25 protein-coding genes are annotated in these 26,278 nt (G+C 59.5%); 19 read left to right on the forward strand and 6 right to left on the reverse strand.

Annotated features, from left to right (window positions below):
- Positions 1–67: 67 nt before the first annotated feature.
- The 3 genes from ACFQDI_RS07040 to ACFQDI_RS07050 are packed head-to-tail and all read left to right on the forward strand — an operon-like array spanning position 68 to position 5,302.
- The gene (locus ACFQDI_RS07040) at positions 68–1,237 is read left to right on the forward strand and encodes a hypothetical protein (RefSeq protein WP_377164841.1); all 1,170 of its coding nucleotides are present in this window, start codon (positions 68–70) and stop codon (positions 1,235–1,237) included.
- Between the two features lie 22 nt (positions 1,238–1,259).
- A complete protein-coding gene (locus tag ACFQDI_RS07045; protein WP_377164843.1) occupies positions 1,260–2,126 on the forward strand; it encodes an alpha/beta hydrolase in 867 nt (288 codons plus the stop codon).
- A 59-nt stretch (positions 2,127–2,185) separates the two neighbouring features.
- The gene (locus ACFQDI_RS07050) at positions 2,186–5,302 is read left to right on the forward strand and encodes a PAS domain S-box protein (RefSeq protein ID WP_377164845.1); all 3,117 of its coding nucleotides are present in this window, start codon (positions 2,186–2,188) and stop codon (positions 5,300–5,302) included.
- 74 nt (positions 5,303–5,376) lie between these two features.
- Here the strand turns inward: ACFQDI_RS07050 and ACFQDI_RS07055 are convergent, their stop codons facing one another.
- Positions 5,377–6,180, reverse strand: a complete 804-nt coding sequence (locus ACFQDI_RS07055) for an alpha/beta fold hydrolase (protein WP_377164847.1) — start codon at positions 6,178–6,180, stop codon at positions 5,377–5,379.
- Positions 6,181–6,318: 138 nt separating this feature from the next.
- Between ACFQDI_RS07055 and ACFQDI_RS07060 the strand changes: the two genes are divergently transcribed.
- The gene (locus ACFQDI_RS07060) at positions 6,319–7,593 is read left to right on the forward strand and encodes an efflux RND transporter periplasmic adaptor subunit (protein WP_377164849.1); all 1,275 of its coding nucleotides are present in this window, start codon (positions 6,319–6,321) and stop codon (positions 7,591–7,593) included.
- Positions 7,594–7,641: 48 nt separating this feature from the next.
- Here ACFQDI_RS07060 and ACFQDI_RS07065 read toward each other — a convergent pair whose 3' ends face one another.
- On the reverse strand, positions 7,642–8,991 hold the full coding sequence (locus ACFQDI_RS07065) for a Gfo/Idh/MocA family oxidoreductase (RefSeq protein ID WP_377164851.1): 1,350 nt from the start codon (positions 8,989–8,991) through the stop codon (positions 7,642–7,644).
- A 90-nt stretch (positions 8,992–9,081) separates the two neighbouring features.
- Between ACFQDI_RS07065 and gmk the strand changes: the two genes are divergently transcribed.
- Positions 9,082–9,684: a guanylate kinase gene (gene gmk, locus ACFQDI_RS07070; protein ID WP_377164853.1), complete on the forward strand. Its 603-nt coding sequence runs from the start codon at positions 9,082–9,084 to the stop codon at positions 9,682–9,684.
- Here the strand turns inward: gmk and ACFQDI_RS07075 are convergent, their stop codons facing one another.
- The 3 genes from ACFQDI_RS07075 to ACFQDI_RS07085 all read right to left on the reverse strand — a co-directional run bounded on the left by ACFQDI_RS07075 (position 9,685) and on the right by ACFQDI_RS07085 (position 12,046).
- A complete protein-coding gene (locus ACFQDI_RS07075) occupies positions 9,685–10,455 on the reverse strand; it encodes a carbon-nitrogen family hydrolase (protein WP_377164855.1) in 771 nt (256 codons plus the stop codon).
- Positions 10,452–11,696: a hypothetical protein gene (locus ACFQDI_RS07080; protein WP_377164857.1), complete on the reverse strand. Its 1,245-nt coding sequence runs from the start codon at positions 11,694–11,696 to the stop codon at positions 10,452–10,454. The genes ACFQDI_RS07075 and ACFQDI_RS07080 overlap by 4 nt, the downstream gene beginning before the upstream one ends.
- Before the next feature lie 104 nt (positions 11,697–11,800).
- Positions 11,801–12,046, reverse strand: coding sequence for a hypothetical protein (locus ACFQDI_RS07085; protein ID WP_377164859.1), 246 nt, complete (start codon positions 12,044–12,046; stop codon positions 11,801–11,803).
- Between the two features lie 425 nt (positions 12,047–12,471).
- Between ACFQDI_RS07085 and ACFQDI_RS07090 the strand changes: the two genes are divergently transcribed.
- From ACFQDI_RS07090 to ACFQDI_RS07140, 11 genes are all read left to right on the forward strand, one after another.
- Positions 12,472–13,254, forward strand: coding sequence for a hypothetical protein (locus ACFQDI_RS07090; protein WP_377164861.1), 783 nt, complete (start codon positions 12,472–12,474; stop codon positions 13,252–13,254).
- 47 nt (positions 13,255–13,301) lie between these two features.
- Positions 13,302–13,871 (forward strand): hypothetical protein, encoded by a 570-nt coding sequence (locus ACFQDI_RS07095; RefSeq protein ID WP_377164863.1) that lies wholly within the window; start codon positions 13,302–13,304, stop codon positions 13,869–13,871.
- 11 nt (positions 13,872–13,882) lie between these two features.
- Positions 13,883–14,617, forward strand: coding sequence for a TlyA family RNA methyltransferase (locus ACFQDI_RS07100; RefSeq protein WP_377164865.1), 735 nt, complete (start codon positions 13,883–13,885; stop codon positions 14,615–14,617).
- A 135-nt stretch (positions 14,618–14,752) separates the two neighbouring features.
- Positions 14,753–15,190 (forward strand): type II secretion system protein, encoded by a 438-nt coding sequence (locus tag ACFQDI_RS07105; protein WP_377164867.1) that lies wholly within the window; start codon positions 14,753–14,755, stop codon positions 15,188–15,190.
- A gap of 122 nt (positions 15,191–15,312) precedes the next feature.
- Positions 15,313–15,720, forward strand: a complete 408-nt coding sequence (locus ACFQDI_RS07110) for a hypothetical protein (protein ID WP_377164869.1) — start codon at positions 15,313–15,315, stop codon at positions 15,718–15,720.
- Positions 15,721–15,759: 39 nt separating this feature from the next.
- Positions 15,760–16,242 (forward strand): LysM peptidoglycan-binding domain-containing protein, encoded by a 483-nt coding sequence (locus ACFQDI_RS07115; RefSeq protein WP_377164871.1) that lies wholly within the window; start codon positions 15,760–15,762, stop codon positions 16,240–16,242.
- A 95-nt stretch (positions 16,243–16,337) separates the two neighbouring features.
- Entirely contained in the window at positions 16,338–16,853 is a 516-nt protein-coding gene (locus ACFQDI_RS07120; protein WP_377164873.1) for an N-acetylmuramoyl-L-alanine amidase family protein, read from the forward strand.
- 107 nt (positions 16,854–16,960) lie between these two features.
- Positions 16,961–17,971, forward strand: coding sequence for a polyprenyl synthetase family protein (locus tag ACFQDI_RS07125; RefSeq protein ID WP_377164875.1), 1,011 nt, complete (start codon positions 16,961–16,963; stop codon positions 17,969–17,971).
- 36 nt (positions 17,972–18,007) lie between these two features.
- Positions 18,008–18,703: a RadC family protein gene (gene radC / locus ACFQDI_RS07130; protein WP_377164877.1), complete on the forward strand. Its 696-nt coding sequence runs from the start codon at positions 18,008–18,010 to the stop codon at positions 18,701–18,703.
- Positions 18,704–18,834: 131 nt separating this feature from the next.
- Positions 18,835–19,551, forward strand: a complete 717-nt coding sequence (locus tag ACFQDI_RS07135) for an RNA polymerase sigma factor (protein WP_377164879.1) — start codon at positions 18,835–18,837, stop codon at positions 19,549–19,551.
- A gap of 40 nt (positions 19,552–19,591) precedes the next feature.
- Positions 19,592–23,689, forward strand: a complete 4,098-nt coding sequence (locus ACFQDI_RS07140; RefSeq protein WP_377164881.1) for a protein kinase domain-containing protein — start codon at positions 19,592–19,594, stop codon at positions 23,687–23,689.
- Between the two features lie 9 nt (positions 23,690–23,698).
- On the opposite strand, the gene ACFQDI_RS07145 is transcribed toward ACFQDI_RS07140, so the two are convergent.
- On the reverse strand, positions 23,699–24,661 hold the full coding sequence (locus tag ACFQDI_RS07145; RefSeq protein ID WP_377164883.1) for a phosphoglycerate dehydrogenase: 963 nt from the start codon (positions 24,659–24,661) through the stop codon (positions 23,699–23,701).
- Between the two features lie 49 nt (positions 24,662–24,710).
- On the opposite strand from ACFQDI_RS07145, the gene ACFQDI_RS07150 reads away from it, so the two are divergent.
- From ACFQDI_RS07150 to scpB, 3 genes are all read left to right on the forward strand, one after another.
- Complete coding sequence (locus tag ACFQDI_RS07150) at positions 24,711–24,971, forward strand: hypothetical protein (protein WP_377164885.1); 261 nt, start codon at positions 24,711–24,713, stop codon at positions 24,969–24,971.
- 87 nt (positions 24,972–25,058) lie between these two features.
- Positions 25,059–25,475, forward strand: a complete 417-nt coding sequence (locus ACFQDI_RS07155; RefSeq protein ID WP_377164887.1) for a cupin domain-containing protein — start codon at positions 25,059–25,061, stop codon at positions 25,473–25,475.
- 81 nt (positions 25,476–25,556) lie between these two features.
- On the forward strand, positions 25,557–26,267 hold the full coding sequence (gene scpB, locus ACFQDI_RS07160; RefSeq protein ID WP_377164889.1) for an SMC-Scp complex subunit ScpB: 711 nt from the start codon (positions 25,557–25,559) through the stop codon (positions 26,265–26,267).
- The last annotated feature ends 11 nt before the right edge of the window (positions 26,268–26,278 follow it).

Raw genomic sequence — 26,278 nt, forward strand, 5'->3', positions numbered from 1 at the left:
GCAGGGGTTCTTTGCTGAAAAAGAATGGGTGCTTTCGCCAGAGGCATTCGCTTTAGATGCCAGGACGGTGGCTTTGATTCGCGGTTTGGGGCCTGCGCTGCGTGGTTTTCAGCGCGCATGCAATCGGCTGTATTTTGACGAGTCGTACCCGTGGGTCGCAAAGCTCCTGGATCAGGGCAAACCGCGGCGCGTGCTCGATCTGGGTCGCAATCCACGCTGGCATGAAGACCTGCCCCGCGTTCTGCGCCCAGATCTGGTGCTCACAGAAACCGGTGTGACCATCTCCGAACTGGACTCACTGCCCGGCGGCATCGGTTTGACCGCATGGCTGAATGAAACCTATGCCGCGCTGGGTCAAAACGTGATCGGCGGAGCCATGGGAATGGTCGAAGCGTTTGCTGCCGCGTTTCCGAGCGAGGACATCCTGATCTCGCGTGAGTCCGGCGACTACCTCCCGGAGATGAACTGGCTTGCAGAAAAGCTCGGCCGCCGTGTGCTGCGCCCCTGGGAGGTGCAGCCCTATGAGCTCAACGGCGCGTCCATATACCGCTTCTTTGAACTCTTTGACCTCGCCAATGTCGAGAACGTTGATGTCATGCTGCGCATGGCGGAGCGCGGCGAGCTGAGTTTTACGCCACCCATCAAAGCCTTTCTCGAAGAGAAACTCTGGCTCGCTCTGTTCTGGTCTCCCACGCTGGCGGACTACTGGCGGTCAGCACTCAGTGCTGAGCATCTGGCGCTGCTGCAGCAATGCATCCCGATGGGCTGGGTCGTCGATCCAGTGCCTCTGCCTCCCTTCGCCATCTGGCCAAAGCTCGACATCCAGAGCTGGCACGAAATGAAATCCTTCGGGGGTAAACTGCGGCAGTTGGTGTTGAAAATCAGTGGGTTCTCCGAGCGCGGCTGGGGTTCGCGCGGTGTGTTCATCGGCCACGATTTGTCACAGGAGCAGTGGGCTTCCGCCATTGATGAAGCACTGGCCAGTTTCCCCACCAATCCTTTTGTGCTGCAGGAATTCCACCGCGCCAGAGTGGTTGCCCATCCTGCATGGGACGAGCCAAGCCAATCCACGCGCGCGATGCAAAGCCGGGTGAGGCTGTGCCCCTACTATTTTGCCGTTTCGGAGGAGGATGACGATCCGGCACTCGGCGGGGTACTGGCCACGGTTTGCCCGGCCGACAAAAAAATCCTCCATGGCATGCGTGATGCGATGATGCTGCCTTGCGTTGCGCAGTGATTTCCGCTCCATTAGCGGCACCATGAAGCTTCTTCCAGCCCTTCTGTTTGTCTCGACGTCACTCTGCGCCGCTGACCCCATCGTTGTGAAACTCTGGCCAGGTGGTGCGCCGGAGCAGCCCGGCGTGAAGATTGAGGCTGAGAAAGAGATCCCGAAGAAGTCGGCAGATGATGTGCTGCGCATCACCAACGTGACGGACCCTATGATCACCGTCTTCAAACCGGAAAAACCAAACGGCACCGCCGTCATGGTGTGTCCCGGAGGTGGCTACGGCATTCTCGCCTATGAGCATGAAGGCTCCCAGGTCTGTGAGTTTCTCAATCAGCACGGTGTGACCGGCATCCTGCTCAAATATCGCGTACCAAAGCGCGACCCCAAAGATCCGGGGCGCGAGGCCCTGCAGGACGCGCAGCGTGCCATGGGCATCATTCGGCACCACGCAGCAGAGTGGGGCCTCAAGGCGGACCGCATCGGCGTTCTCGGTTTTTCCGCCGGGGGCCATCTGACGGTGATGACGGCGCTGCATGCAAATGCACGCACCTACACCACCGACCCTGCGCTGGATGTCGAGGACGCGACTCCAAACTTCGCCATTCCGGTTTACCCGGCCTACCTCGTCAGCAAGGAGGACATCTCGCACCTGTTGCCTGGTTTTGAAGTCACCGCCAAATCTCCGCCGATGTGCTTCGTTCACGCAAATGACGATCCTTGGCCGGCCAGCGCGAGCGCGCTGCTCTATCTTGAGTACAAGAAGCTCGGCATCCCTTGTGAACTGCACATTTACGCCAAAGGAGGACACGGTTTTGGCATGCGCAAGAGCGGCGGGCCGGTGAATGACTGGCCCAACCGCGTGGCGGAGTGGATGAAGTCGATGGGATACATTCCGTGACCCCCTCATCTGCGTGGTGGCTTGTGCCTTGAACCTGACTATGGTGAAGCTGCGCCTGCATGAAGACACGCAACGCCCGCACCCAAGCGCCTCCGGCTGCAGTCAATGAACTGCAGGCTCAAGATTCCTACCGCACGGTGGTGGAGGATCTGACGGAAATCATCTGCCGCTTTCTTCCGGATGGAACCATCACCTACGCGAACGAAGTTTACTGCCGTTTTTTTAACAGGAAACGTGAGGAGTTGCTCGGCCAGCGCTGGCAGCCTAACGCGGTGGTCGAGGACTTGCCGCTGATCGAGGAGCGCCTGAGGCTGCTTTCTCCCAAGACTCCGGTCGTCGTCATCGAGAATCGTGTTTATGACGGCAAAGGGCGCGTGCGTTGGATGGAGTTTGTGAACCGCGCTTTCTTCGATGAGCTCGGGCAGCTGAAAGAGATGCAGTCGGTGGGCAGAGACATCACTGTGCGCGTTCTGGCAGAGCAGCGCCTTCAGGAGGGGGAGCAGCGCTGGAAGTTTGCTTTGGAAAGCTCCGGATTTGGGGTCTGGGACTGGGATGTTTCGCGCAATACGATTTTCCGTTCGAGCCAGTTCAAGATCATGCTCGGCTACGGTCCTGACGAATGGATCGAAGGCTCGGAGCTTGGCTGGCAGCCGCTGGTACATCCCGAGGACCTGCCCGGCACGGAGCTGGCAGTGAATGAGCATATGGCAGGACATTCGGACGACTTTGTCCGGGAGTTCCGCATGCGGTGCAAAGACGGCTCTTGGAAGTGGGTCATGGGGCGCGGCAAGGTCATCCGCCGCGATGAGCGGCAGCGCGCCCTGCGCATGACGGGGACGCTGGAGGATATCTCCCTGCGCAAAGCCGCCGAGGAGCGCGCGGCACACAATCTGCAGCTCATCGTTGAGGGGGCTCCCTATGCCGCTGTGCTGGAGGCCGTCGTGCGCAGCGCGGAGGCAGGCCATCCAGGCATGCGCTGCAGTGTCATGCTGGCAGATGAAACGGGTTCCCGGCTGCATTTGCTTGCGGCTCCCAGCCTGCCTGAATATGTCAGAAAGGCGCTGGATGGGACTCCCATCTCTCCTGATGTCGGCATTTGCGGAGTGGCCACCTTCAGCGGCAAGCGCGTGATCTGCCCGGATGTGCTGGCTGACTCACGTCTGGAGTCTTTTCATAAGCTGGCGGAAAAAGCCAGATTGCTGGCATGCTGGTCTGAGCCAGTGGTGAGCGGTGCAGGGCAGGTGCTGGGCGCCTTTGCGTGCTACCGCCGTGAGGTGCATACGCCTGACCCGCAGGAAATTCAGGCCATAACGGCCGCCGCGCGTCTTGCCGCGCTCACCATTGAACGTGAGGAGCGAAAGCAGGCGCTGCTGGTGAGTGAGGAGCGCTATGCACGTGCCATGCGCGCCACCACGGACGGCTTGTGGGAGTGGAACATCGTGACCGGTGAAACCTATCTTTCCCCACGCTGGAAGCAGATGCTTGGATTTACAGAGGCCGATCACCTGGGCAAGGACCAGGAGTCGTTCATGTCCCGGCTGCACCCGGAGGATTGGCCCAGGGTCCAAGCCGCGAGAAAAGCACACTTCGAGCAGCGGGTGCCCTATCAGGTCGAGCTCCGCCTGTGCATGAAAAACGGTGAGTATCGATGGTTTCTCACCCGTGGTGAGGCCGACTGGAACGAGCAGGGGGAGGCCGTGCGCATGACGGGCACCATTTCAGACATCTCAGACCGCAAGCAGGCCGAGCAGGCGCTGCTGGACAGCGAGCAGCGGTTTCGGGCGGTGTTTGAGCAGGCTGCGGTAGGCGTGGCTGTGATGGACACAGTCACCGGACGCTTTCTCAGTGTGAATCAGCGCATTTGCGAGATTAACCGCAGGACGCGTGATGAGATGATGCAGCTGACTTTTCAGGATGTGACCTGCAAGGAAGACCTTGCCAAGTCGATCACCAGCATGAACGACCTGAAGGCCGGCCGCCTGCGCAGCTATAATCTGGAGAAGCGCAATGTTCTGCCTGATGGCTCCCTGTCTTGGGTGAATCTCACAGTTTCTCCTTTGTGGCAGCCCGGAGAGCCCCCCCTGCGGCATGTCACCGTGGTGGAAGACATCAATGAGCGCAAACAGGCGGAACTGAACTACCGCCGCGAGCTGGCGTATAACCAGGCCCTGGTCAGCCACACATCCGCTTTCATCGTCGTGCTCGACCTCGAGGGGCGCTTTGTTCATGCAAACAGCTCCTTTTTCACCACCATGGGCTACAAAGAAGAAATGGTGATGGGAAAGACCCCCTGGGAAATCGGGCTCATGGATGCCGAGGAGACGGCGCGGTCCAAAGAGCGTTTTGCCCGCCTGCTCTGCGGGGAGGACAATCTGCCGGTGGACTCCCGCCTCCGCACAAAGGATGGCGAATGGCGCACGGTCGAGCTGCGCAGCACCTCCACCCGCAAACCTGACGGCAGTCTGGACCGCATCGTGGTCACGGGCACAGACATGACCGAGCGCAACCGTCTTCAGCAGGAAGTGCTGCGTGTTGTGGAGCAGGAGCAGGCTCGTGTCGGCCACGACTTGCATGACGGCGTGGGCCAGACCATGACCGGCATTGTCTCATTGCTGGAGGCATTGGAGGCAGATCTACAGGGGGACGCCAGGCAGCAGGCGCAGCGTATCCATGAGCTGCTGCGTCAGTCCATTTCCGAAGTGCGCCGCATGTCTCACGGCCTCTCTCCCACCAGCGTGAAAAACCGGGGGCTCGTTGGTGCACTCCAGCTGCTGGCCGAGACTGTCCGCACCAATTTCCGCACTCCTTGTACCTGTGAGGTGGACGTCCAGATGGCCATTCGCAACAATGACAAGGAAACGCATCTCTTCCGCATCGCACAGGAGGCGGTGAACAACGCCCTTCGCCACGGCAAGCCCTCCAAGGTCAGCATCGTGCTCCAGCATGTGAGTCCCACCGAATGTGAGCTGCGGATCGAAGATGACGGTGCGGGGTTGAAAAAATCCAAGGCCAAGGAAAGCGGCGGCATCGGGGTCCGAGTGATGGACTACCGCGCTAATCTCATCGGTGCGCGTCTGACGATCAAACCCAAACCCCGGCGCGGAGTGGTCGTGACCTGCCGCTTTCAATGTGATCCGGGCAAAAAGGAAATGGGCAAGAAGGCTCGGAAGAGCTGAAGGAGTAAACAAAACAGGCACGCTGCCTGTTGGCTGCGTGCCTGCCATGTGATGTGCTCAGAGGCGCGGGAGGATCAGTGCTTCAGCAGCCACTCCGTCGTGCGCGGATTGAAATCACTGAGGCATTCCCAGTGGAAGGCATGTCCGGCGTTGTCATAGAGGTGCAGATCGGCGCCGGGGATGGCTGCGGCGACTTCCTTGCCCATCCATTGAGGGGTGAAGGTGTCGTCCTTGCCGCCGATGACGAGCGTGGGGCACTTGACGTTTTTGAGTTCGTTGAGGGTGTTGTGCGTCATGGCGGCGGCGCTTTGCGCCTCAGTGGCGTGCACCGGCTGTGGCGCAGGGTTGACGGCGGCATCCTTGAGCCCCTGCTGCATGTTGTTCCAGCAGTCGTCGTTGTCGAACCAGGGCTTGGTGAAGATGAGCATCTGGATCCACTGCATGAAGTCCTCCGGACGCATGCAGGCCTTGGCTTTGATGAGGTGCTGCCAGGTGTAAAGGCCAAAGCGGTCCTGCCTCGCCCAGGTGCACATGAGGATCATGCTTTTCACCTTCTCAGGATGGCGCAGGGCGAGCTGCTGGGCGATGACGGAGCCCAGGGAGCAGCCCACGACACGGGCCTGCTTGATGCCGAGCTTGTCCATGAGCCCGGCGTAGTCGTCGGCCATCATGGCTGAGGTGTATGGGCCGGCTGGCTTGTCAGTCTCTCCCACGCCACGGTTGTCTCCGAGGATGCAGCGGAAGTGCTTCTCCCAGGCCTGGGCATGCGCATCCCATACACCGCCCGGGGCGGTGACCCCCATGATGCAGACGAGCGGTTCACCGCTGCCGCGTTCTTGGTAAAACATCTTGATTCCGTTGGTTTCGACGTGGGGCATAAGAGAGGAGTTGTCGGTTGGATGGTTCGCTGTTCGCAGTTCAAGCGGCGAACGGCAAACTGTGAACAGAGATCGCTGAAAGCAACAAGCAAAAAACACCTGCCGCCGGGCGATCTTCGCGCATAATGCGCGCACGCCATGCCTGATGCCCCACTCGAAACTCCAAAAACGAACGTTCCACCCTGGGAAGCGAAAGCGCCGATCACGCGCCGCAGTTTGTCGCGCAAGCTGATATTCTGGTCCTTGGCAGGAGCTTTGGTGCTGGCGGTTTTGTATGCTTTGCAGCCGCGCGCGGTGGAAGTCGAGACCGGCACGGTGCACCAGGGAGCCCTGACCGTTTATGTGTCTGAAGAGGGGAAGACGCGCATCCGCAACCGCCACATCGTTGCCGCTCCGGTGGCGGGCAGCATGCAGCGCGTGACCTTGAAACCGGGAGATGCCGTCAAGGCTGGGGAGACTGTGCTCACCCGGATCGAGCCGGCGCTCTCACCGCTGCTGGATGCCCGGGCTCGCACCCAGGCCCAGGCACGTGTGGACGCAGCCATGGCCACCCGGAGCCGGGCAAATGAGGACATCGAAATGTCGCGGACCTCCTTGAAGTATGCGCAGGCAAACTGGGACCGGGTCAAGAACAACACGGACAAAGGGACCATCAGCGATACTGACCGTGACACCTTTGAGCGTGAGGCCGAGATGAAGATACGCGAGGTGCGTTCGGCAGAGTTTGCGCTCAAGGTGGCCGACTTTGAACTGGCTCAGGCGCGCGCCGCCCTGGAGCAGATTGACAAGCCTGGAGCCGGTGGCGCTTTCATCGAAGTCCAGGCTCCCGTCAGCGGTGTCGTTCTGCGGGTGCAGCAGGAAAGCGCCACCATTGTCACGCCTGGCATGCCCATTGTGGAGATTGGCGATCCCACGGATTTGGAGATTGAGGCGGAAATCCTCTCGCGCGATGCGGTGACGATCAAGCCCGGAGCTCTTGTGACAGTGGAGCAATGGGGGGGCGATGAGCCGGCAAAGGCTCGGGTCCGGCGTGTGGAGCCTGCGGCCTTCACCAAAGTCTCCGCCCTGGGGGTGGAGGAGCAGCGTGTGCTGGTGCTCAGCGATTTCACGGAGCAGACTCCTGCTTTGAAAGCACTCGGAGATCGTTACCGTGTGGAAGTGCGCGTGGCCGTATGGCACAGCGATGACACTCTGCTGGTGCCTGCCGGAGCGTTGTTCCGTGAAGGCAGCGAGTGGAAAACGTTTGTCTTTGATGCAGGCCATGCCAGGGCCGTGGTGGTCAAGGCAGGGCGTACGGACGGAAAGCTCACCCAGGTGCTGGGCGGACTCAAGAAGGGGGATGAAGTGCTCATGCACCCGCCAGACACCGTACGTGATGGCACGAGTGTGGTGAAGCGCGCAGAGGTAAAATAAAAAAGGCGGCCCCCTTTTGGAGGCCGCCTCGTGAGAGATCAGGCAGATTTAAACCTCCCAGCCAGCGCGGTACTCGCGGGTCAGCCATTTGGCGTCGCCTCCGCTGGTGTATTCGTGCTTCTCAGGATTCCACTTCATGGAGCCGCCGTGGTAATACGCCTGGCTCATCAGGTGGCAGGAGATCGCCGTGCTTGCGCCGATGGCGACATCGCAGATCGGCTTCTCACGTGTCTTGATGGAGTTGAGCCAGTCTTCGTGATGGTTTTTCGAAGTGTAGAGCTTCACCTTCGCATCTGCCAGGTATTCACGCTCGGTGAGGATCACTTCACGATCCAGGGAGGTTCCCTTGTCCGCTTCCTTGTCCCAGAATTTGTGAATGGTTTTGCCGCCGAGAACCAGCTCAAACTTGCCGCGGTTCACGTGCACCTCGCCGTTTGCACCATAGAAGGAGACTCCCCGGCCTTTGCCGTTGTGAAGCAGAGGGATGCCGCTGGCGTAGATCAGCTTGGCGCCGTCGTTGGCGTCGGCATAGTTTGCCGGAGCGATGATTTCGACCGGGCCATGTTCGTCCTCACCGAGCCCCCACTGGGCGATGTCGATGTGATGCGCGCCCCAGTCGGTGATCATGCCGCCGCCGAATTCGCGGGTCATGCGCCAGGCTGGGAAGTGGTTGTGAACACCGCGCGGGCTGAGAACGCTGCTGTAAGGCACCAGCGGCGCCGGGCCGCACCACATGTCCCAGTCGAGGCCGGGCTCCATGGGTTCTTCAGGATTGGCATTGGGCTTGGCAGGAGCACCAAAGGCGGTTTCAACATGGTCGATCTTGCCAATGATGCCGTTGCGGACCAGCTCGCAGGCCACGCGGAACTCCTTGCTGGAACGCTGCTGGGAGCCTGTCTGGAGAATGCGCTTGTTGCTGCGCACTGCATCGATCAGCGTGAGCGCTTCATGGATGTTGTGAGTGAGCGGCTTTTCGCAATAAACGTCCTTGCCGGCGTTCAGTGCGGCGATGGCGATGAAGGCATGCCAGTGGTCAGGAGTGGCGATGACAACGGCGTCGATGTCCTTGCGCTCCAGAAGCTTGCGGAAATCTGCATAGGCCTCGCAGCCTTTGAAGCCTGCGTCCTTGTCCTTGGCATAGCGCTCTTCGACGGTCTTCTTGGCGTTTTCACGACGGGTGGTGTCCACATCGCACACCGCCACGATCTGGACTTCCTTGCGGCCCAGAAAGCTGCCGAGGTGGCCGCTGTTCATCTTGCCCATGCCGATGAAGCCCAGCGTGAGACGCTCGCTGGGCGCGGTCTCAGCGCTCCAGACGTGTGAAGGGAGGATGAAGGGAGCTGCCACTGAGGCGGCGGCGACTTTGACGAACTGGCGGCGTGAAGATGCGGTTTGCATGGTTGATTTTTAAATGCGTTGCAAGGGTGTAACAAAACAGCCGGTTTGCCAAGTCTCTTGCACTCGGTGTTAGCGTGGGTATTCGGCAGGATGGATTTTTCAAAACAGCGTCTGGGCCAGTTGATCATCGTTTCCGGGCCTTCGGGCACCGGCAAGACGACACTGGCACGGAAGGTATGTGATCGTGGTGAGGCGGTCTTCTCCGTCTCCTGCACCACCCGGGCGCCACGGCCCGGAGAGGTGGACGGGAAAGACTATTTTTTCCTGACTGAGGAAGACTTTCTTGCCCGGGTGGAGCGCGGTGAGCTCTTTGAATATGCTCGCGTCCATGGCCGCCTTTACGGCACGTTGAAAAGCTACGTTTACGTGAATCTCAGACGCGGGGTGGACGTCATCATGGACATCGACGTGCAGGGGGCCATGCAGGTGCGCTCATGCGAGGACGAACTGGTAAAGCGCTGCCTGCTGGAAATTTTCGTGATGCCGCCCAGCCTGGAGGAACTGCGCCATCGGCTCTCTGGTCGTGCGACGGAGGATGCCGCCGCCTTTGAGCTGCGCATGCAAAACGCGGCTGCAGAGATGGAGCACTGGAGGAAGTATGGCTATGTGCTCGTCAGTGGTACGCGTGAGGATGATGCACGTCGTTTTGATGCCATTCTCGAAGCCGGACGGATGCGGACGAGCCTGTGGTAATCATCCCCGGATGCCCGCGTCGCGGAGGGCAGGGAAATGAGCACGCCACTCATGAAGGACTGCGGGGTCGATCCGGGTGTTCAGGGTGCGCTCCTGCTCTGCGGCGTCTGCGATGACGAGGCCATGCGGGTCCACCACGAGGCTGCGGCCAGGGTACGTGAACTCGGGGTCTGAACCACAGCGGTTGACCCCGATGACATAGGCGAGGTTCTCGATGGCCCGGGCCTGCAGCAGCGTGATCCAGTGCTGGACACGTTTGACAGGCCATGCAGCGATGAAGATGAGCACCTCTGCCCCTGCCCGGACGGCGCTGCGGGCGAGTTCTGGAAAGCGCAGGTCGTAGCAGATCAGCGGTGCGATTCGCAGCCCCTGCCATTCAAAATGGGAGACGCCAGTGCCTGCAACGTGCGCTTTGTCCTCGCCCCCCAGGCTGAAGGGGTAGTTTTTCGTGTAGCGTGCGAGCAGAGTCCCGTCTGGAGCGATGGCGAGCGCCTGGTTCATACCGCGGTCATCGCTGGCAGATGTCACCACTCCACCCAAGACGCAGCTTTGATATTCAGCCGCCAATTCGCGCATGAACTGCTCCGTGGGACCATGCTCAGGCTCTGCGGTGATGGCGAGATTCATGCTGAAGCCGGTGGCGAAAGTCTCTGGCAGGATGATGAGCGAGCCGGGCTGAGGGCTGGCGTCGGAGATCAGCTTGCGAGCTCTGGCGTGATTGGCTGCACGATCCTCCCAGACGGGACTGATTTGGACAAGATGTACATTCATAGGCGTTCTTTGCGGGCTCCCGGGCGGAGACGGTCTGTAGATTCAGAATTGCTGCGGGCACGGACCCCGATGAATCCGCTGGCGGAGAGGATGGTGACGCCGCAGACGATGGCGAAGGTGTCGAACGACATGACCTTGATCATGGCAAATGCCAGGGAAGGCGCCACCAGGCCGCGCACACCGGTCAGGAAGGTGTGCACGCTCATGTATTCCGCCACGGCATGTTTGTCTGCGAGTTTGGTGACCCAGAGCGCCCAGGTGACGTTGCCACCCGCATTGGCCATGCCCCACAAGGCCATGCCAAAAGTCCACCAGAAGAGGCTGTGGCCAAGGAAGAAACACAGGATTCCGGCGGCGAAAAAGACATTGAGCACCGCACGCACGGTGAACAGATGAAAGCGGTCATACACCAGCCCCCATGGGTAGGAGAACACCACACGCGCGAGCACGGGAACCACACCGGTGATCCAGGCTACGTTGAATTCGCTCAGGTTGATGCCGTGGCTGGGATTGGCCAGGTATTCGACAAAGAGACATGCCGCAGCCAGATTGCCGATGCCCATCATCATCCAAGAAATGAGCAGCGTGCGGAAATCACGATCTTCGCGCACCCAGCGCATGGAGTTCCAGAGGCTGGTGCTGGAATTTGCAGGTGCCTCCCACGCGATGACCGGCAGCCCGTAGGTCCAGAAGCCTGAGACGATGCCGCTAGCTGCAAAGGCCCACAGCAGCCAGACATAATTTCCGATGTTCCAGCCCAGCAGTTTGCCCCCGGCAAAGCCAAAGCACACGGCCGCCGCCGCCCGCGTAACACCTGTGATGGCATACAGTTTGCCACGCTTTTCAGCAGGGTAGTTGATGCGATAAATCTGCGTCATCAGCGGGATCTGCATGGTGAAGCAGAACAGCCCCAGGCTAAGCCCTCCAATGTAGAGAAGCGGACTGCTCGGAAATGCGGCTGACACCGCCATGCACAGCCCTCCCAGGAGCTGCACCTTTGCCGCAGTGCGTGCGACGGTGCTTTGGGCCCGTAGGAGCAGAGGAACGACGAACAGGCTGGCCACCATGCCGCCGCTGGTGGCGCTCAGAAAGACGGACTTCGCCACATCTCCCATGTGAAACACCCGCACAGCGATGAGCATGCCGAAGGTGGCGGTCAGCGTGTCGATGACGCCCGAAGGGATCGAGCGCCACAATTCGTTGCGCAAGGTCTTGGCGGTGGTGGCAGCTGCTTCGTTCACGCCTGCTAATTCGCATGAACGACGGTGCGCGTCCAGCGCGGAGGCTGGGCGCGCAGCACACTCAAAAGGCACTGAAAAAACGAGGCCGGGAGCCTCCTGCCTTTTCAGGCGGCCTTCTTGGATTTCTTGGGCGCCGCTGTCTTGGCGGCCGGAGCTTTCTTGACCAGCTTGGGCGCAGGCATGGGGACGACGGTCAGCCACTCCTGGTAGTGAACCCAGTTTTCACTGCCTTCGTCACGGAGGTAGTCAGTTTCAGAGAGCAGGCCGCGCTTTTGGAAATCGAGGATTTCCTTTTTGGCAAAAGGGCCAAATTCAACGAAGGCGCGACTGAGATAAACGAGGTCTTTCATGGGTTTTTTGTGGGTGTATGGGTTTCGGGGGATGAGGGCAGTATCATCACATGAGTTGTGGAACAAGCAGCAATCTTGCCACAGTTCCACAATAAGTGAGGCGGGTCAGCAGAGGGGTAATTTTTGCTTTATAAGAGCCATGTCCGCTTGCGGCGTACCTCCGAGGCCTCTAGTTTGTATGACAGTTAATGATTATTTGCCTCGAATCATCAATCCTCGGTGGGTACCTTTCCAATGAAGTGCCCGGCTTGGTTACAGGTGTGTTGCATCTCGCAGGTCAAAATCAGCCCGTACGAGTGGAGTTGGTGGGTAATTTTTTGCGCGACATCGCCGGTTGCAGGGTGGATTTCCATAATCCTCTGCCAAACGCCAACGAAGACCATGTGGAGGCCATCTCGGCCATGCAGCATGGCTACAGTGGGCTGATGACAGCTTCCTCCCGTGTGGTGAAACTTCCGCGCCGGAAATCGCAGTCAGGTGCGGTGTGCACTTTGCCAGAGCCTCCAGGACTGAAAAACCTGCTGTTTTTTGAATGGTTCAACCAGGATCACCAGCGCATCCTGATTCAGTCCTGGCATCTGCAATTGCGGGTTTCTTCCCCACGCTGGCAGCTGACAAATGAGGAAGAAGCTGCGCTGCTTCGGCAGAACCGTGCCCGCAGGAAGCATTTTCTGCTAGGAACCAGTCGCAACGCGAAATCGGCGGATGCCCTGCACAGTCCCGGTTTTGACGATCCTTTTCAGCCTGCCAAGCCGGGGGGGGATCCATTCGGCACCGTCAAACGTGATCCCGCTCCCGAGCCGCCACGCTCCGTGCCAGCCAAAGCACCGGGCAGCTCCGACCTGAACCCTGTGGCGCGCTCTGCGGCCCTGGCCAAGGAACTGCGGCGCTTTCAGAGCCTGTTGGTTTTCAATGAGGAGGTGCGCACCCGGCCCGCAGTACTCCGGCTGCTTTCCACCGTGGCGGATCTGGCGGCGCATCTGATCCATGTGCTGCGTCAGTTCGCCCAGGCAGAGAAGGATCAGTGGCAGTTTTTGGTGGTCGATCTCGAACAGAGCCTGCCCCTGTTTGCAGCGGCCTTGAATGCCACGGACAAGCTCGTGCAGCAGCACCCGCAGGGGGCCGACATGGAATGGCTGGCCGGCGTGCAGGCCAGCCTGCTCAATATCGAACTGCGTATGCGTGAGCTGCTGGGACTGCTGCGCTGAAGTTGAGACGGGGTTGATCCGCGCTGCGCTTGCGTCTAGCATGCGGCATGCGTCTTTCACACTATGCCCTAGCTCTAACGATCATTCTGCTCGCCATCACTGGTTACCTTGCATGGGAGGCACAGGAGGAGGCCAAAGGTGCCCGCAAAGAGCTCGAACTCGTGCGCAAGCAGCAGGCTGCCCATGAGATGGCCATGCCTGCAAAGCCTGAAGTGGTGGCCAATCTGCCGCCGCCGCCGGAGGTCCCCCGGGCCTCTTTGCCGCCTTTGGCTGGCAGTGACCTCATGCCGGGCACGCCTGCCGCCTATCCTTCGTCGGCTCCGGCTGCTGCTCCTTTGACTGACCTGCAAAAGCAACTTTTGGGGGCGGCGACGTACGCCAAGGTCATAGAAGTTCACAACGAGCAGGGCTTTGCTGTGATCAATGCTGGAAAGAACAAACAGCTGACCAGCGGGATGAAATTTGACGTGCGGCGCGGCAACGGCTTGGTCGGTCGTGTGATTGTAGGCGAAACCATTGAAGCGGCGGAAGCCGTGGTGGACATCGACGGCACGGTCACTCTTCCGGGGGTCCGCATCGAAGCCGGAGACGAACTGATACTTCCTATCAAGAAATAACGTTCGTTCTGATGCCTCGCGAACGTCTTGACCTCGCCTTGCTGAAGCTCGGCATCGTGCCTTCCCGTGAGCAGGCCAAACGGCTCATCATGGCGGGAGAGGTCAGTGTGCTCGGCAGGCGCATCACCCAGCCGGGCTGGCTTGTGAGCGATCTGCAGCAGATCGTCGTCCGTGAGCGGCCCAGATTTGTCAGCAGGGGCGGCCTCAAGCTCGAAGGTGCACTGGTCCATTTTGGCATAGATGTGACCGGAATGACCGCGCTGGACGTGGGGGCATCCACCGGTGGATTCACAGATTGCCTCCTGCAACGGGGGGCGGTGAAAATTTTCGCGTTTGATGTTGGTACCAATCAGCTCGCCTGGAAACTGCGCAGTGACCCAAGAGTGATTTCCCGTGAGCAGTTTAACCTCCGCCATATGCGCCAGGAGGATATAGGCCAGGAAGTGGACATTCTGGTGGCCGATCTCTCCTTCATTTCGCTGACACTCGTCCTGCCAGCTGTGCTCCAGGCCCTGCGCTCTGGTGGGCAGGCACTGGTTTTGATCAAGCCTCAGTTTGAGCTTTCACGTGAGGAGGTAGGCAAAGGGGGAATCGTGCGTGAACCGGAACTGCATGCCAAGGCTTGTGCCCGAATTGAAGACTTCGTGCGCTCGCGTCCAGAACTGGAATGGCGGGGGCTGACAGAGTCCTCCATTCAAGGCACGGATGGAAACCGTGAGTTTCTTGCCTGGTTCGGCAAGCGATGAACCGAGAGAAGAAACTGAAAGTGAGTGGTTTTGAACTCTTATTATCAATTTCGAGACTCCAATTTGACCATTTTGCATAAATTTGATAATTTATGGTTGCATCGATGCAATAATTATCACAATTTACCATTGTAAATGCAAACGGCCATGAAAAATCACGTGCATACAGCCACAAAACGCCGAGCCCTTTCTGCGTTCAGCCTTTTTGAGGTCTTGCTGTTTACCGCCATCTTAGGCGTGATGGTTGGGATGGTTATTCCTATGATCGGTCAGAATGATGCTGCCTACGCTGCCCGCGATCGCCGCAATGCGCAGGAGCTTTGCTCGACTTGCATGATGGCGCAGGCTGCCGAGCTGAATTTTGTGCAGGGAGACAGTGTGATCGAAACGGTGCGTGCCATTGTCCGTGGCGGCATGTCTGTGCGCGGAGCGATGCGCGGGCGGATCTTTGTGGTGCCAGGCCTGAGTGACGAAGACATCCAAGGGGCCGCCAAGTTTCTCAAGCTGCAGGACGGGCAGCTGCTGTACACGACCTCGGTCACCACATCCCCACCGGGAGATCAGCGTCTCTAGCAGGCTGCCGCAGCAGGCGCGCGCACCCCGGATTTCCCACGGCACGCTGGGCATGCCGCGACCTTGAATTGCTGTTTCTTTTACCTTGCCTGCGGCCATCCTTTCCACCAGCATGCATCTTCATGAATTCTGCGTTCATCAAAAAGAACTGGTACTTTTTCACACCTGCGGTCATCATCATTATTCCGGCTTTGATGGTGGTGTTTTGCACAGTTAACTACGGATACTCCATTCCTGACTCAATCAACGCTGTCTTCCACGTCGGCTCCACGGGCACCCGCTATTCCATAGGTTTTTCGGAACGGCAGTTTAGAATGGTTCGCCCCGGCATGGATGGCAGAGCGGTTTACAACACGATCAGAAACCCCATGGAAGGGGTTGATCTTGCGGCGGATGAGGCCAGATGGCGTTACAGCCTTCCCACCAGCGGGGCCGGCTATTATCACGAGCGCACCATCGTGATGGCGAAGGACAAAAATGGCGTCCAGCGGGTCAAGCAGCGCATCAGTCGTTTTCATGCGGCGAATTGATTCATGCCCCAACCCGGTGAAACTGAAGCATCTTCCCGAATGAATCATCAGACACCCTTGCTGAGAGCCTGCCTGGCCCTGCCGCTGCTTGTGCTGGCGGCGTGTGAAAATTCCTCCCACATCAAAGGGCTTCCCAAGGACCTGCCGGTCATCAATCTGCATGGCTCGCCAAGCACTCCGCCTCATGCCATGGGGCACGCAGATTATCCTTTTGCTGACAACGGGGATTACAAGACGGACTGGGCGGCGGAAGGCGGCCAGGGGGCAGGCATGGACTATTCCTCGTGGCGTTCCTCCCATGGAGGTTCCTCCTCCCGTAGCTCCTCAAAGAAAAAGACCTCTGCGAAGTCTAAATCAGGCAGCAAAAGCACCTCCCGCAAAGGTGGCTCATACACAATCAAAAGCGGTGACAACCTGGGCTCAATCGCCCGTAGAAACGGCACCACTGTGGCGAAACTCAAAGCGGCCAACGGGCTGTCGTCAGACATGATCCGTGCAGGAAGAACGCTCAAAATCCCCTAGAGTCCGTGCATCTGGTCTCCCCACGCATCCTGGCTTGCTGCCTGGCTCTGATCGTGGGCGGGGCGGGTGCTGTGGAAACAGTTCGCTTCTCCACGGTGGTCATAGACGCCGGGCATGGCGGCAAGGACGGCGGCTCCGCCTGGAATGGATTGGTCGAAAAAAAGCTCTGCCTTGATGTCGCGAAACGAGTCGAAGCAGCTCTGAAAGCCAAGGGGCTGAAAACCATCATGACACGCCGCTCCGACACTTTTGTGGAGCTTGATCAAAGGGCGCGCACTGCCAACTGTGTTCCCGCCTCAATTTTTGTCAGCATCCATTTCAATGGCAGCCGGAAAACCATCATCTCCGGGGGGGAGGTCTACTACCGCAGCTCGCACGGCAGATTGCTTGCATCGGCCATCAGTCGTTCGCTCAAAAGCCGGGTCCCCGGCGGCGCACGCGGCATTTTTCATGGTAATTACAAGGTGCTGCGTGCCACCAGGATGCCTGCAGTCCTCGTAGAATGCGGGTACATAAGCAACAAGCGCGAGGCTTTGCGGTGTGCAGATCCTGCCCACCGTCAGAAACTGGCAGACGCAATTGTCCGCGGACTTTTGGCCGTTAGGAAGTAGGAATGCTTCGCAGCTTTCATTTCTTTTGAAAATTCACATGTGCGAGCCACTTGCGCGGCATTTGACGAATCCCCTGCCGTGGTGGATTGGGTAGGGCAGATCATTCCATGTCAGCCCCAGCCCTCAGCGCCAGCAATCCTGTTTTCCCATTCCATCTCGTGCGGGCGGATTTGGAGCATGTGGAAACAGCCATTCTCGAGCAGGCACGTGCGTTTGATCCCGGGGTTGAAGGCTACGTGAGCTACGTCTGCAAAACATCAGGCAAGCGCATCCGGCCCGCTCTGGCAGTTCTCGCGGGCGGTGCCACCGGTGGCACGCATGCAGGGCATACACGCCTCTCCGTCATTCTCGAACTCGTCCACATCGCCTCACTGGTGCATGATGACATCATGGACGGTGCGGACATCCGCCGCGCCCAGCCAACGGCCGTCGCCAAATGGGGCAGCAGCCTCAGCGTCCTGCTCGGAGACAGCCTCTTTGCCTACGCATTGGAGCTCGCCACGGAGTTTGACGACACCCACGTCTGCCGCACCATCGCCCGTGCCTCCCGGGATGTCTGCACCGGAGAAATCCTTCAGACCCAGCGCCGCTTCGACTTTAATCTGTCCATCGCCGATTATCTCAAGATGATCGAGATGAAGACCGCTGCGCTCTTCGCCGCCGCCAGCGAGCTTGGCGCCCGCCTGAACCAGCAGCCCGACTCCGTCCAGGCAGCGCTGAAAGACTACGGTCTCAAGCTTGGCACCGCCTACCAGATCTATGATGACTGCCTTGACATTGTGGGTGACGAAAAGACCGTCGGCAAAACACTCCGCACTGATCTTGCGCGTGGCAAGCTGACCCTGCCGGTTCTCTATCTGCTCGAAGGCGCTACAGACGCGCAAAAGCAAAAGCTCAATCGCATGCTCCTCAAGGGCGAGCCCATGGACACGACCATCCTCGCGGGCATAGCCGACTACGAAGGCGCCGTCGAGAGAGCGGTCAAATTCGCGCAGAACATGCTCCTCGAAGCGCGTGCTGACCTCGTCTGCCTTGAGGCCTCACCGCACAAGCAGGCGCTCGAAGACATCGTTGGTTATCTGCACAGTTTGCTGGATCAGTGCCGGGCGATCCACTGAGATTTGTCTGCAGTCGTGTGAAGTGAGCACCGATTCATGAGCCGCATCCACGACATTCCGGAAAATGATCGGCCGCGTGAGCGCCTGCTCCGCCTGGGGCCGCAGGCGCTTTCAGACGCGGAGCTGCTCGCTCTTTTCATCAACACCGGAACGAAGGGGGAAAACGCCCTGCAGATCGGACAGCGCATTCTTCGAGATTACAAGTCCCTACGGGAGCTCTCCCGTCTCGAACCTGCCATATTGAGAAAGATCAAAGCCTTGGGGCCTGCGAAAACCGCCCTGCTGGCCGCTGCATTTGAGCTGGGGCGCCGCTCTGCGCAGGAGCCCTCACATGCCGAGGTCATCCTCGACCGGCCGCAGCGCATCTACGACTACATCGGCGCTGAGATGCAGGCCTTGGGCCATGAATCTGTCCGCATCATCCTGCTCAATACGAAATTCGTCCTCATGCGCAGCGAGGAAGTTTTCCGGGGCAGTCTGAACGAATGCATCGCCCATCCGCGGGACCTGTTGCGCAAGGTGCTGATCCACAACGCTCACGTCTTCATCCTTATCCACAATCATCCATCCGGAGACCCCACGCCGAGTGAGGCGGACCGCCGCCTTACGCGCCGCCTGCGTGAAGCTTCTGAGGCGACAGGCCTTCACCTGCAGGATCATGTGATCATCGGCGCCCCCGGGGATTCACGCCCGCTGCCCTATTTCAGTTTCAGGGAGCATGGCCTGCTCTGACCGGCGCTGGTCAGGATCTGTAGCAGCTGGGTAAAGGCGGTTCGCTTTTCATGGCATGTGAACAGGAGCTGTTTCTGATTCAGAGTTGTAACTTCATGTCCCGCATCTCCAAGGTACTCACTTAGCCCCCCATGCAAGACTCTCAACCTGCCGGCAGTTTCATGCCAACTCGCTGGACCTTGGTGCTGCGCGCGAATGCCGCTTCGCCCGAGGGCAGGGCGGCGCTGAGCGACTTGTGTGCGGCCTATTACCAGCCAGTCTTCGTTTTCCTGCGCCGCACAGGATTTGACCCGGACATGGCGCGTGACCACACGCATTCGTTTTTCGCGCATTTGCTGCAGCGCGGATTTGCCGGCCCTGATCCTGAGCGGGGGAGGTTTCGCAGCTATCTGCTCGGTGCGGTGAAATACTTTGTCATCGGGCTGCAGAATCACGCTTGCAGGGGAAAGCGCGGCGGCTGCATGACTCATGAACCACTGGATGCTGGCGGGGAAAGTTCGCCGCATCTTATGATCGGTGATCCCTCGGCTTTTCCGAGGTCGGAAATTTTTGACCGGGAGTGGGCTGTCGCTTTGATGAATCGTGCGGTGGCTGCTCTGGCGGCAGAGCACAGCTGTGGCAGATCAGCCCAGTTCGAAGCACTGCAAACGTGGTTGATGGGGGATGGTGCGGCATGCCATGCCGAGACGGCCAAAAAGCTCGGTATGAGTGAAGGGAGTGTCAAGGTGGCGGCTCATCGGCTGCGCAAACGATTCCGTGAACTCCTGCGGCAGGAAATCGCTCAGACGCTGCATGATGAGGCGGATGTCGAGGATGAACTGCGCTATCTTTGCTCCGTGCATGGTTGATTTGATGTAACGATGCACCGGCAGTCTTCAAGGAACATGCATGACCACGATCTCATCGAGCATCTGTCCGCATTGCGGCTCTCACATACCGGAGGATTCCATGAATGGACTGTGCCCGCGCTGTGTTTATGCCAGCGCCCTGGCTCCGACTGCCGATGGAGTTTGGATGGCCTATGCCCCGCCGAGCCTGGACGCCGTGCGTGCCGCCTTCCCAAACTTGGAAATCACCGCGCTCATTGGCAGTGGTGGCATGGGGGCGGTGTTTAAAGCCCGCCAGCCGCAGCTCGACCGTTTTGTGGCGCTGAAGATTCTGCCGGCCGAACTTGCGGACCTGCCCGGCTTCTCCGAGCGGTTTCAGCGTGAGGCGCAGGCTCTGGCAAGGCTCAGTCACCCGCACATCGTCACCGTGCATGACTTTGGGCGCGCAGGAGGCTTTTACTTCCTGCTGATGGAGTTCATCGATGGAGTGAACCTGCGGCAGCTCCTGCAGACAAAACGACTAACCCCCAGTGAGGCCCTCAGCATTGTGCCTCCAGTCTGTGAGGCGCTGCAGTGCGCGCATGATCACGGCATCGTTCACCGTGACATCAAGCCTGAGAACCTGCTCATTGACAAGGCTGGCACCGTGAAGATCGCCGATTTTGGCATCGCGAAAATCATCGATGGCAGTGACGCTGCTTCTTTTGGCGGGGAGGTTCGTGATTCGACCAACGGCAAGCACGAAGCCCCTAGCATGCCCCTCGGCACCCCAGACTATGCCGCTCCGGAACAGGCAAGCGGCTCCGCCGACCATCGCGCAGACATCTACTCTCTCGGCGTCGTTCTTTATGAGATGCTCACTGGGGAGCGCCCCACCGGCAAACTCGAAGCGCCGTCGAGACGTGTGCAGGTGGACATCCGCATCGACGAGATCGTGCTTCGTGCCCTGGAAAAATCTCCCGAATTACGCTTTGCCACCGCAGCGGAGTTCCGCACCTGCGTCGAGAATGTGCAGGCAACTTCCAGCCAGACGGTTGCTGCGGGCGGGTCCCAGATTGCCAGGGCATGGGTGCTGCCAGCAGCCGTCATCATGCTGCTTTGTGCAGGAGGTCTCATGATGGGACTGGGCGTGCATGCGGCGCAGCAATGGGGTTGGGGTGCTGAAAACGGACTGATGATTGCAGGTGTGCTGCTGCCGATCATTGCTGCCATCCTTTCTGTGTGGCGTCTTTTCCGCGAGCCAGCCCATGGCTCGCTTGGTCCTGTGGCGAGGGCTGTGTTTGCTGCAGTGTCCACCTTTGGACTGCTCGCGGTGCTTCGCATTCCCGGAACCTTGTGGCTGGTCTTCGCCCAGAAAATACTGAGCCCGTCTTCTCTGGTGACAGTGCTGGCGGTGCAGGGGGCCTTCTCACAGGTGGTGCTGGTGCTGCAGGTGGGCCTGGTTTTTGGTCTCTATGCGTGGACCCAACGGCGAATGCTTGGGGTGGGCACAAAGACGGCTGCCCATGTGGCGGCTGGCTGTTTTGTGCTGCTGATCATTCATTCCACGGCTCCCTGGGGAGTGCTGGCCTACGCAAAACTGACGGCGAATCAAAGTGCGCTTGCCTCTCGCGCCAGCAAGCCTGCCCTCTCCCCCGCGCCTCTTCAGTCCAGTGAGCCAGTCGCGGCAGCTGTCAAAAAACAAGACGCCAAAGAGCTTGGCGATGTCATCTTCAAAGGAGACCCCAAGCTGTGCTACGTCGCCTGGATGCCCAGAGAGAGCAACGGCTGGCAGTTGCGTGCACCGAGCGGTGAGGCCGTGGCTGCCCCGGGAGACATTCCCGTGAGTGACTGGGAATGGTGGAGAACGGGCTTGCTGGGAAATGGCACTGTTTCCAAAATCAGCGATACCGCGGGCTGGCTGATGTTTTTCTACTCACATCCGGCCATTGACCAACGCAGCGAAAGCAGGATAAGCCTTTTCACCCAAGAAGGAGTTGAAGTTAAGCAGACACAACGTGTGTCTGCCGCCCATGCACCCAAAGGCCCTCGGGCAGTTGGCTGGCTGGCCACCGGCTGCCGGGTTCCTTATGCAGCCGTCACCGGCCCCTTAAAGGTGCGTCTTGAGCTCACAGCCGGCTCCTGGCAAAGCAGTGCTCTCATTCAGGCGGGCAAGACAAACAACAGCGGGGGAGGTCAGTTCCTGACCAACTCAGGCGAAGACGCAAACCACCAGGCCTTCGTGACCGTGGTTACGGAGGATGAGGACCAATTTCCGCACGACCAATGGGAGGTGATTGGCCGACTGCATGACGGTTCGGATTTGCGCAGCCAGGGAAGCACTGTGGTGGATTTTCAGAGCCAATATGTACATACCATCTCCTTCGGGCAGCCGCTGTCATCCTTGGCCGGATTCATCATGCGCAACCGTGAGAGGCGAAACTTCATCAGCAATGGAGTGCATGTGCCGCCCTTGCTCTTTGTGCCTCCAGAGGTCGCTGCCAAGTCCACGTTCCAGATTTGCCGGGTTCTGGATTCTCCTTCTGCAGATACGGAGCCGATGAAAATCGCCGGGCAGGGGGAAGTGCTCAATGTCGAGAAAACCTCTCAGCTGGACCAGTCTGCCTTGCAGTCAGTCGAAGCCATTCACAGGCCGGTAGGGCCGCAGATTGCCTTGCAATTCAATCAAAGCGGCAAGCAGCGAATCGCACAGGTGACGCACGAAGCCAAAGGCAAAAAGCTCGCGATTCTGATAGATGGCCTGCTCTTTGCGGCGCCGGTTGTCCATTCAGAGATCCGTGGCGGACGCCTCGAAATCAGCGGACACCTGACCCATGAAGAGGCTGATGATCTCGCTGCCAGGCTGCAGCAAGTTCTTAACGGCACGTCAGCCACTGAGCCATCCACGACCCAACAGCCTGCCAATGAAAAAAAGAATCCTCCGTCGGCGCAGACTGAGAGCGAATGGATCTTTGGCTCCGCCAAACAGCACGTGCTTGCCTGCGCCGGGAATGGCATCGTGCCGCATTTCCAATTTGCCGGCGGGAAGACCTTCACCATCCGCGCTGCTTCTGCGCAAAGCCCTGGGGAAATCACGGACGAATGGCCAAAGGTCGATGCAGCGGGTGGGGCGGACTTCAGTCTGAGTCAGGAGGCTGGTGATGTTTTGATTCATCCGCATGGGTGTGCTTTTGGAAAGTGGCTTACGGGAAACCAACCGCTTTTCATGTCTGCCGCCAATGCAGCGGCTTCGGCCGGCGGACTGACTGGCAACGATGATGTCCTCAGGCTCGCCCAGGGGCAGTGGCCTGTTTCGTGTGTGTTTCGCACTTCTCGTGGCGCGGTCGGTTTGATGACCATCACCTCCGTGCAGCAGGCGGAAGGCAGCCCCACGAGCCTGTTCTTTGAATACAAGCTGGTGCAGAAGACCGAGCCTGCAGGCTCTCCACAAACGGTGGATGAAGCTTTGCAAAAAGCCCGCGTGTTATGGGATCAGGGAGATTTCGAAGGAGTGCTTCGCATTTACGATGATGCGATCCGGCATCATCCCGATGAATGGCGGCTTTGGCATAACAGGGCCAATGCCCATGCCGCCCTTTTGCAGCATACGAAGGCGCTGGCTGACTATGGCGAGGCTTTGCGGCTCAATCCTGGCAATGACAACATACGCAGAGCCCGGAGCGTGGCCTATTATCAGATGGGCGACTATGATCGAGCCATCGCCGACCTGGATGCTGCGATCAAACAGTCTCCAGAAGGTGTGAACTTTGACCTGCGCGGCCGCGCCTACCACGCCAAAGGTGATTTTCGGGCCGCGCTCGCAGACTACGAGAAAGGTGTGCAGAAGACGCCGGGCTACAGTCTCACGTTTCTGGATCTCGCCTGGCTGCTGGCCACCTGTCCGGACAGCTCGATCCGTGATGGGCAGAAGGCCGCTCAGTACGCGAGCCTGGCAGCTGGCATGTTATCGGCAAACCAGCCATACGTGTCTGCCGCCCAGGCGGCGGCCAGTGCTGAGCAGGGGGACTACGCAGCAGCCATCGGTCTGGAGCGGGAGTTTTTCAAAAAACTGCCGCCCGGCAGCAACGAGGCCGGAGTTTCAAGCGAGCGCTTGAAACTCTATCAGGCGCATCAGCCTGTGCGCAGTTCCATGCCGATCACGCGCAACATGTGGCGCTGAATCGGGGCATTACCACTTGTTTGCCTGAATCACGTCCTTCTCTCCCTTGAGATAATTCACGAGGTTCAGGGTGGCGCGCATAGCCTGCCGGGGGACGCTCTCGTAAGTGCGTGAGCCGATATGGGGCGTGATGAGGGCCTTGGGGTGCTTGAGCAGCGGGTGGTCAGCAGGCGGGGGCTCGATGTCGAGCACATCGGTGGCATAGCCGCCGACCTTGCCTGCGTCCAGCGCAGCGATCATGTCGGGCATGTGGACGAGCTCGGCACGGGAGGTGTTCACCACCAGCAGCTCTGGCTTCGCAAGCTTCAGACGCTCGGCATTGATGAGGTTGCGGGTGCTTTCGCTCAGGTTCGCGTGCAGGCTTAGCACGTCGATGTGTGGGAGCATCGTCTCAATTTCTTCGTGCTGGGTGATGCCGTGAACGTCCGCAAAGGCCTTGGGCCAGTATTGAGGCAGGTCCATGGCGTGAATGTTCATGCCAAAGGCGGTGGCCCGCTTGGCCACTTCCTGGCCGATGCGGCCCAGGCCTACGATGCCGATGGTTTTGTTCCAGATTTCGTGGCCGGTGACGCGCTTCCACTGGCCGTTGCGCACGGAGTTGGCGGAGTCGACGAGATTGCGTACGAGGGCGAGCAGCAGGCAGAAGGTGTGCTCGGCCACGGTGGTGTGATTCACGCCTGGAGTGAAGAGCACGGGCAGCTTTTTCTCCGTGCAGGCCGCCACATCGATCTTGTCCAAACCGATCCCGTACTTGGAGATCACCCGCAGGCGAGGCAGGGCTTTGTCCAAAACGGCGCGGGTGATTTCATCGTCGCCGCAGAGGAAGGCGTCAAATTCACCAGCGAGTTCCAGCATGCGGCTCTCCGGCAGGGGGCCGCGCTCACGGTGTACGTCGTAGCCTTGGGCGGCGAGCAGCGCGTGGTGTTCGCCGGGGGTGTCCTGATAGCTGGTGGTGGTGAGAAGGATGCGCATGGCTGGAATTCAGATTGCAGATGACGGTTTGCGGAATGAGAAGGTGATCATGGGACAAGACGAAATCGAGCGCAACATGGGCGTGCAGCCTTTGGACGGGATCATGACCGGGCATGAGCTGGGGAATCACGATCTTGTGGCCGCCAGCACGGAGCCCATGACCCACAAAGCCGTGCAGCGCGCCCGCAAAGGCCGCCGCCTGACCAGGCACATGAAGCAGCGCATGGCCGATGCGCTGACTGTGCTCATGCGGCAGAAGGGCATGGAGCTGGAAAAGCCCTGGACGGTGAAGGAATTGTTCACCTACTGAGAGCGTGGAGGACGTGGCAAAACGGATAGCCACAGGTGCATCGCCCGGCTTGCCGGGGGGATTTCACCACGCTAGCATCCGCCCATCATGTCAGACGCCATCGCCAACCGCCGTTTCGTTACTGCTGCCGAAAAAATCGACTATCTTTCTCCTTGGACGCTCGAAGAGTGGATCTGCCGCGGCGACATCGTGAACAACGAGCACCTCATGATGGTGCGGGCCAACATGGAGCCGGGGCGCAGTCATCCCTTTCACTCCCACCCGACCCGTGAGGAGCTGATTTACGTCATTTCCGGCAAGGCCGAGCAGTGGGTCGGTACGCAGAAAAAGATCCTCGGCCCCGGAGACACGGCCTTCATACCGATGGGGGAAGTCCACGGCACCTGGAACGTGGGTGAGGAAATGCTCGTCTTTCTGGCGATCCTCTCTCCCGCCAAGGCGGACGAGCCCGGCCTTGTCGATCATAGCGAAGAGGAGCCGTGGAAGTCCCTGCGCGCTCCCTAGGTGAGGGGGCGCCGGGGTGCGAAGTGCTGTTCCACAGCTTGACTCTCCCCGCTGGCTCGCTTGAGATTGCGTGTCCGCGCCATGGAACTGATCTCGATTGTCGAAGCCCTTCTTTTTGCCTCCCAGGAGCCCCTGGGGGTGCCGCAGATGTGTGCCGCCGTCAAAGACACGGCCAAGGATATTCTGGACGCCGCCAGCGAGTCTGCCGGCGCCGGTGAGGAAAGCCAGATTCAGATCCCGGAGTGGGTCGCCCCGCTGGCACAGACCACCGAGGAGCAGGTGCGTGGTATTTTGGATGAACTCATCGCCCGTTACGAGGCGGAGAAGCACGCTTTCACCCTCGTCGAGCGTGCGAATGGCTGGCGAATTGCCGCCCGTGGTGAATATGCCGAGTGGTGCCGTGCGCTTTATCCTGGCAAGAAGGTGCAGCGGCTAAGCCAGCCCGCGTTGGAGACGCTCGCCATCGTGGCCTACCGCCAGCCCATTACCAAGGCTGGCATCGAGGCGGTGCGTGGCGTTTCGGTGGACGCGATGGTGCAGCAGTTGATTGACCGTGGGCTGATGAAAATCGAAGGCCGCGCCGATCTTCCTGGCCGCCCGCTTCTCTACGGCACCACGGAGGCCTTCCTGGATCACTTTGGTGTGCGCAGTCTGGACGACATGCCCAACGCCTCCGAGCTGCGACGGGTGAAACTGCCCACCGCAGAGGAAGGGGCGCCTGCCGCCGAGCAGCCGCAGGAGCACCAGCTTTCCCTGGCCCCCGTCACATCTGCTGCGGCAGATGATTCCTAACCCCCTCTTTT

The organism is Prosthecobacter fluviatilis (genome assembly GCF_042655725.1).
Taxonomy (GTDB): Bacteria; Verrucomicrobiota; Verrucomicrobiia; order Verrucomicrobiales; family Verrucomicrobiaceae; genus Prosthecobacter; species Prosthecobacter fluviatilis.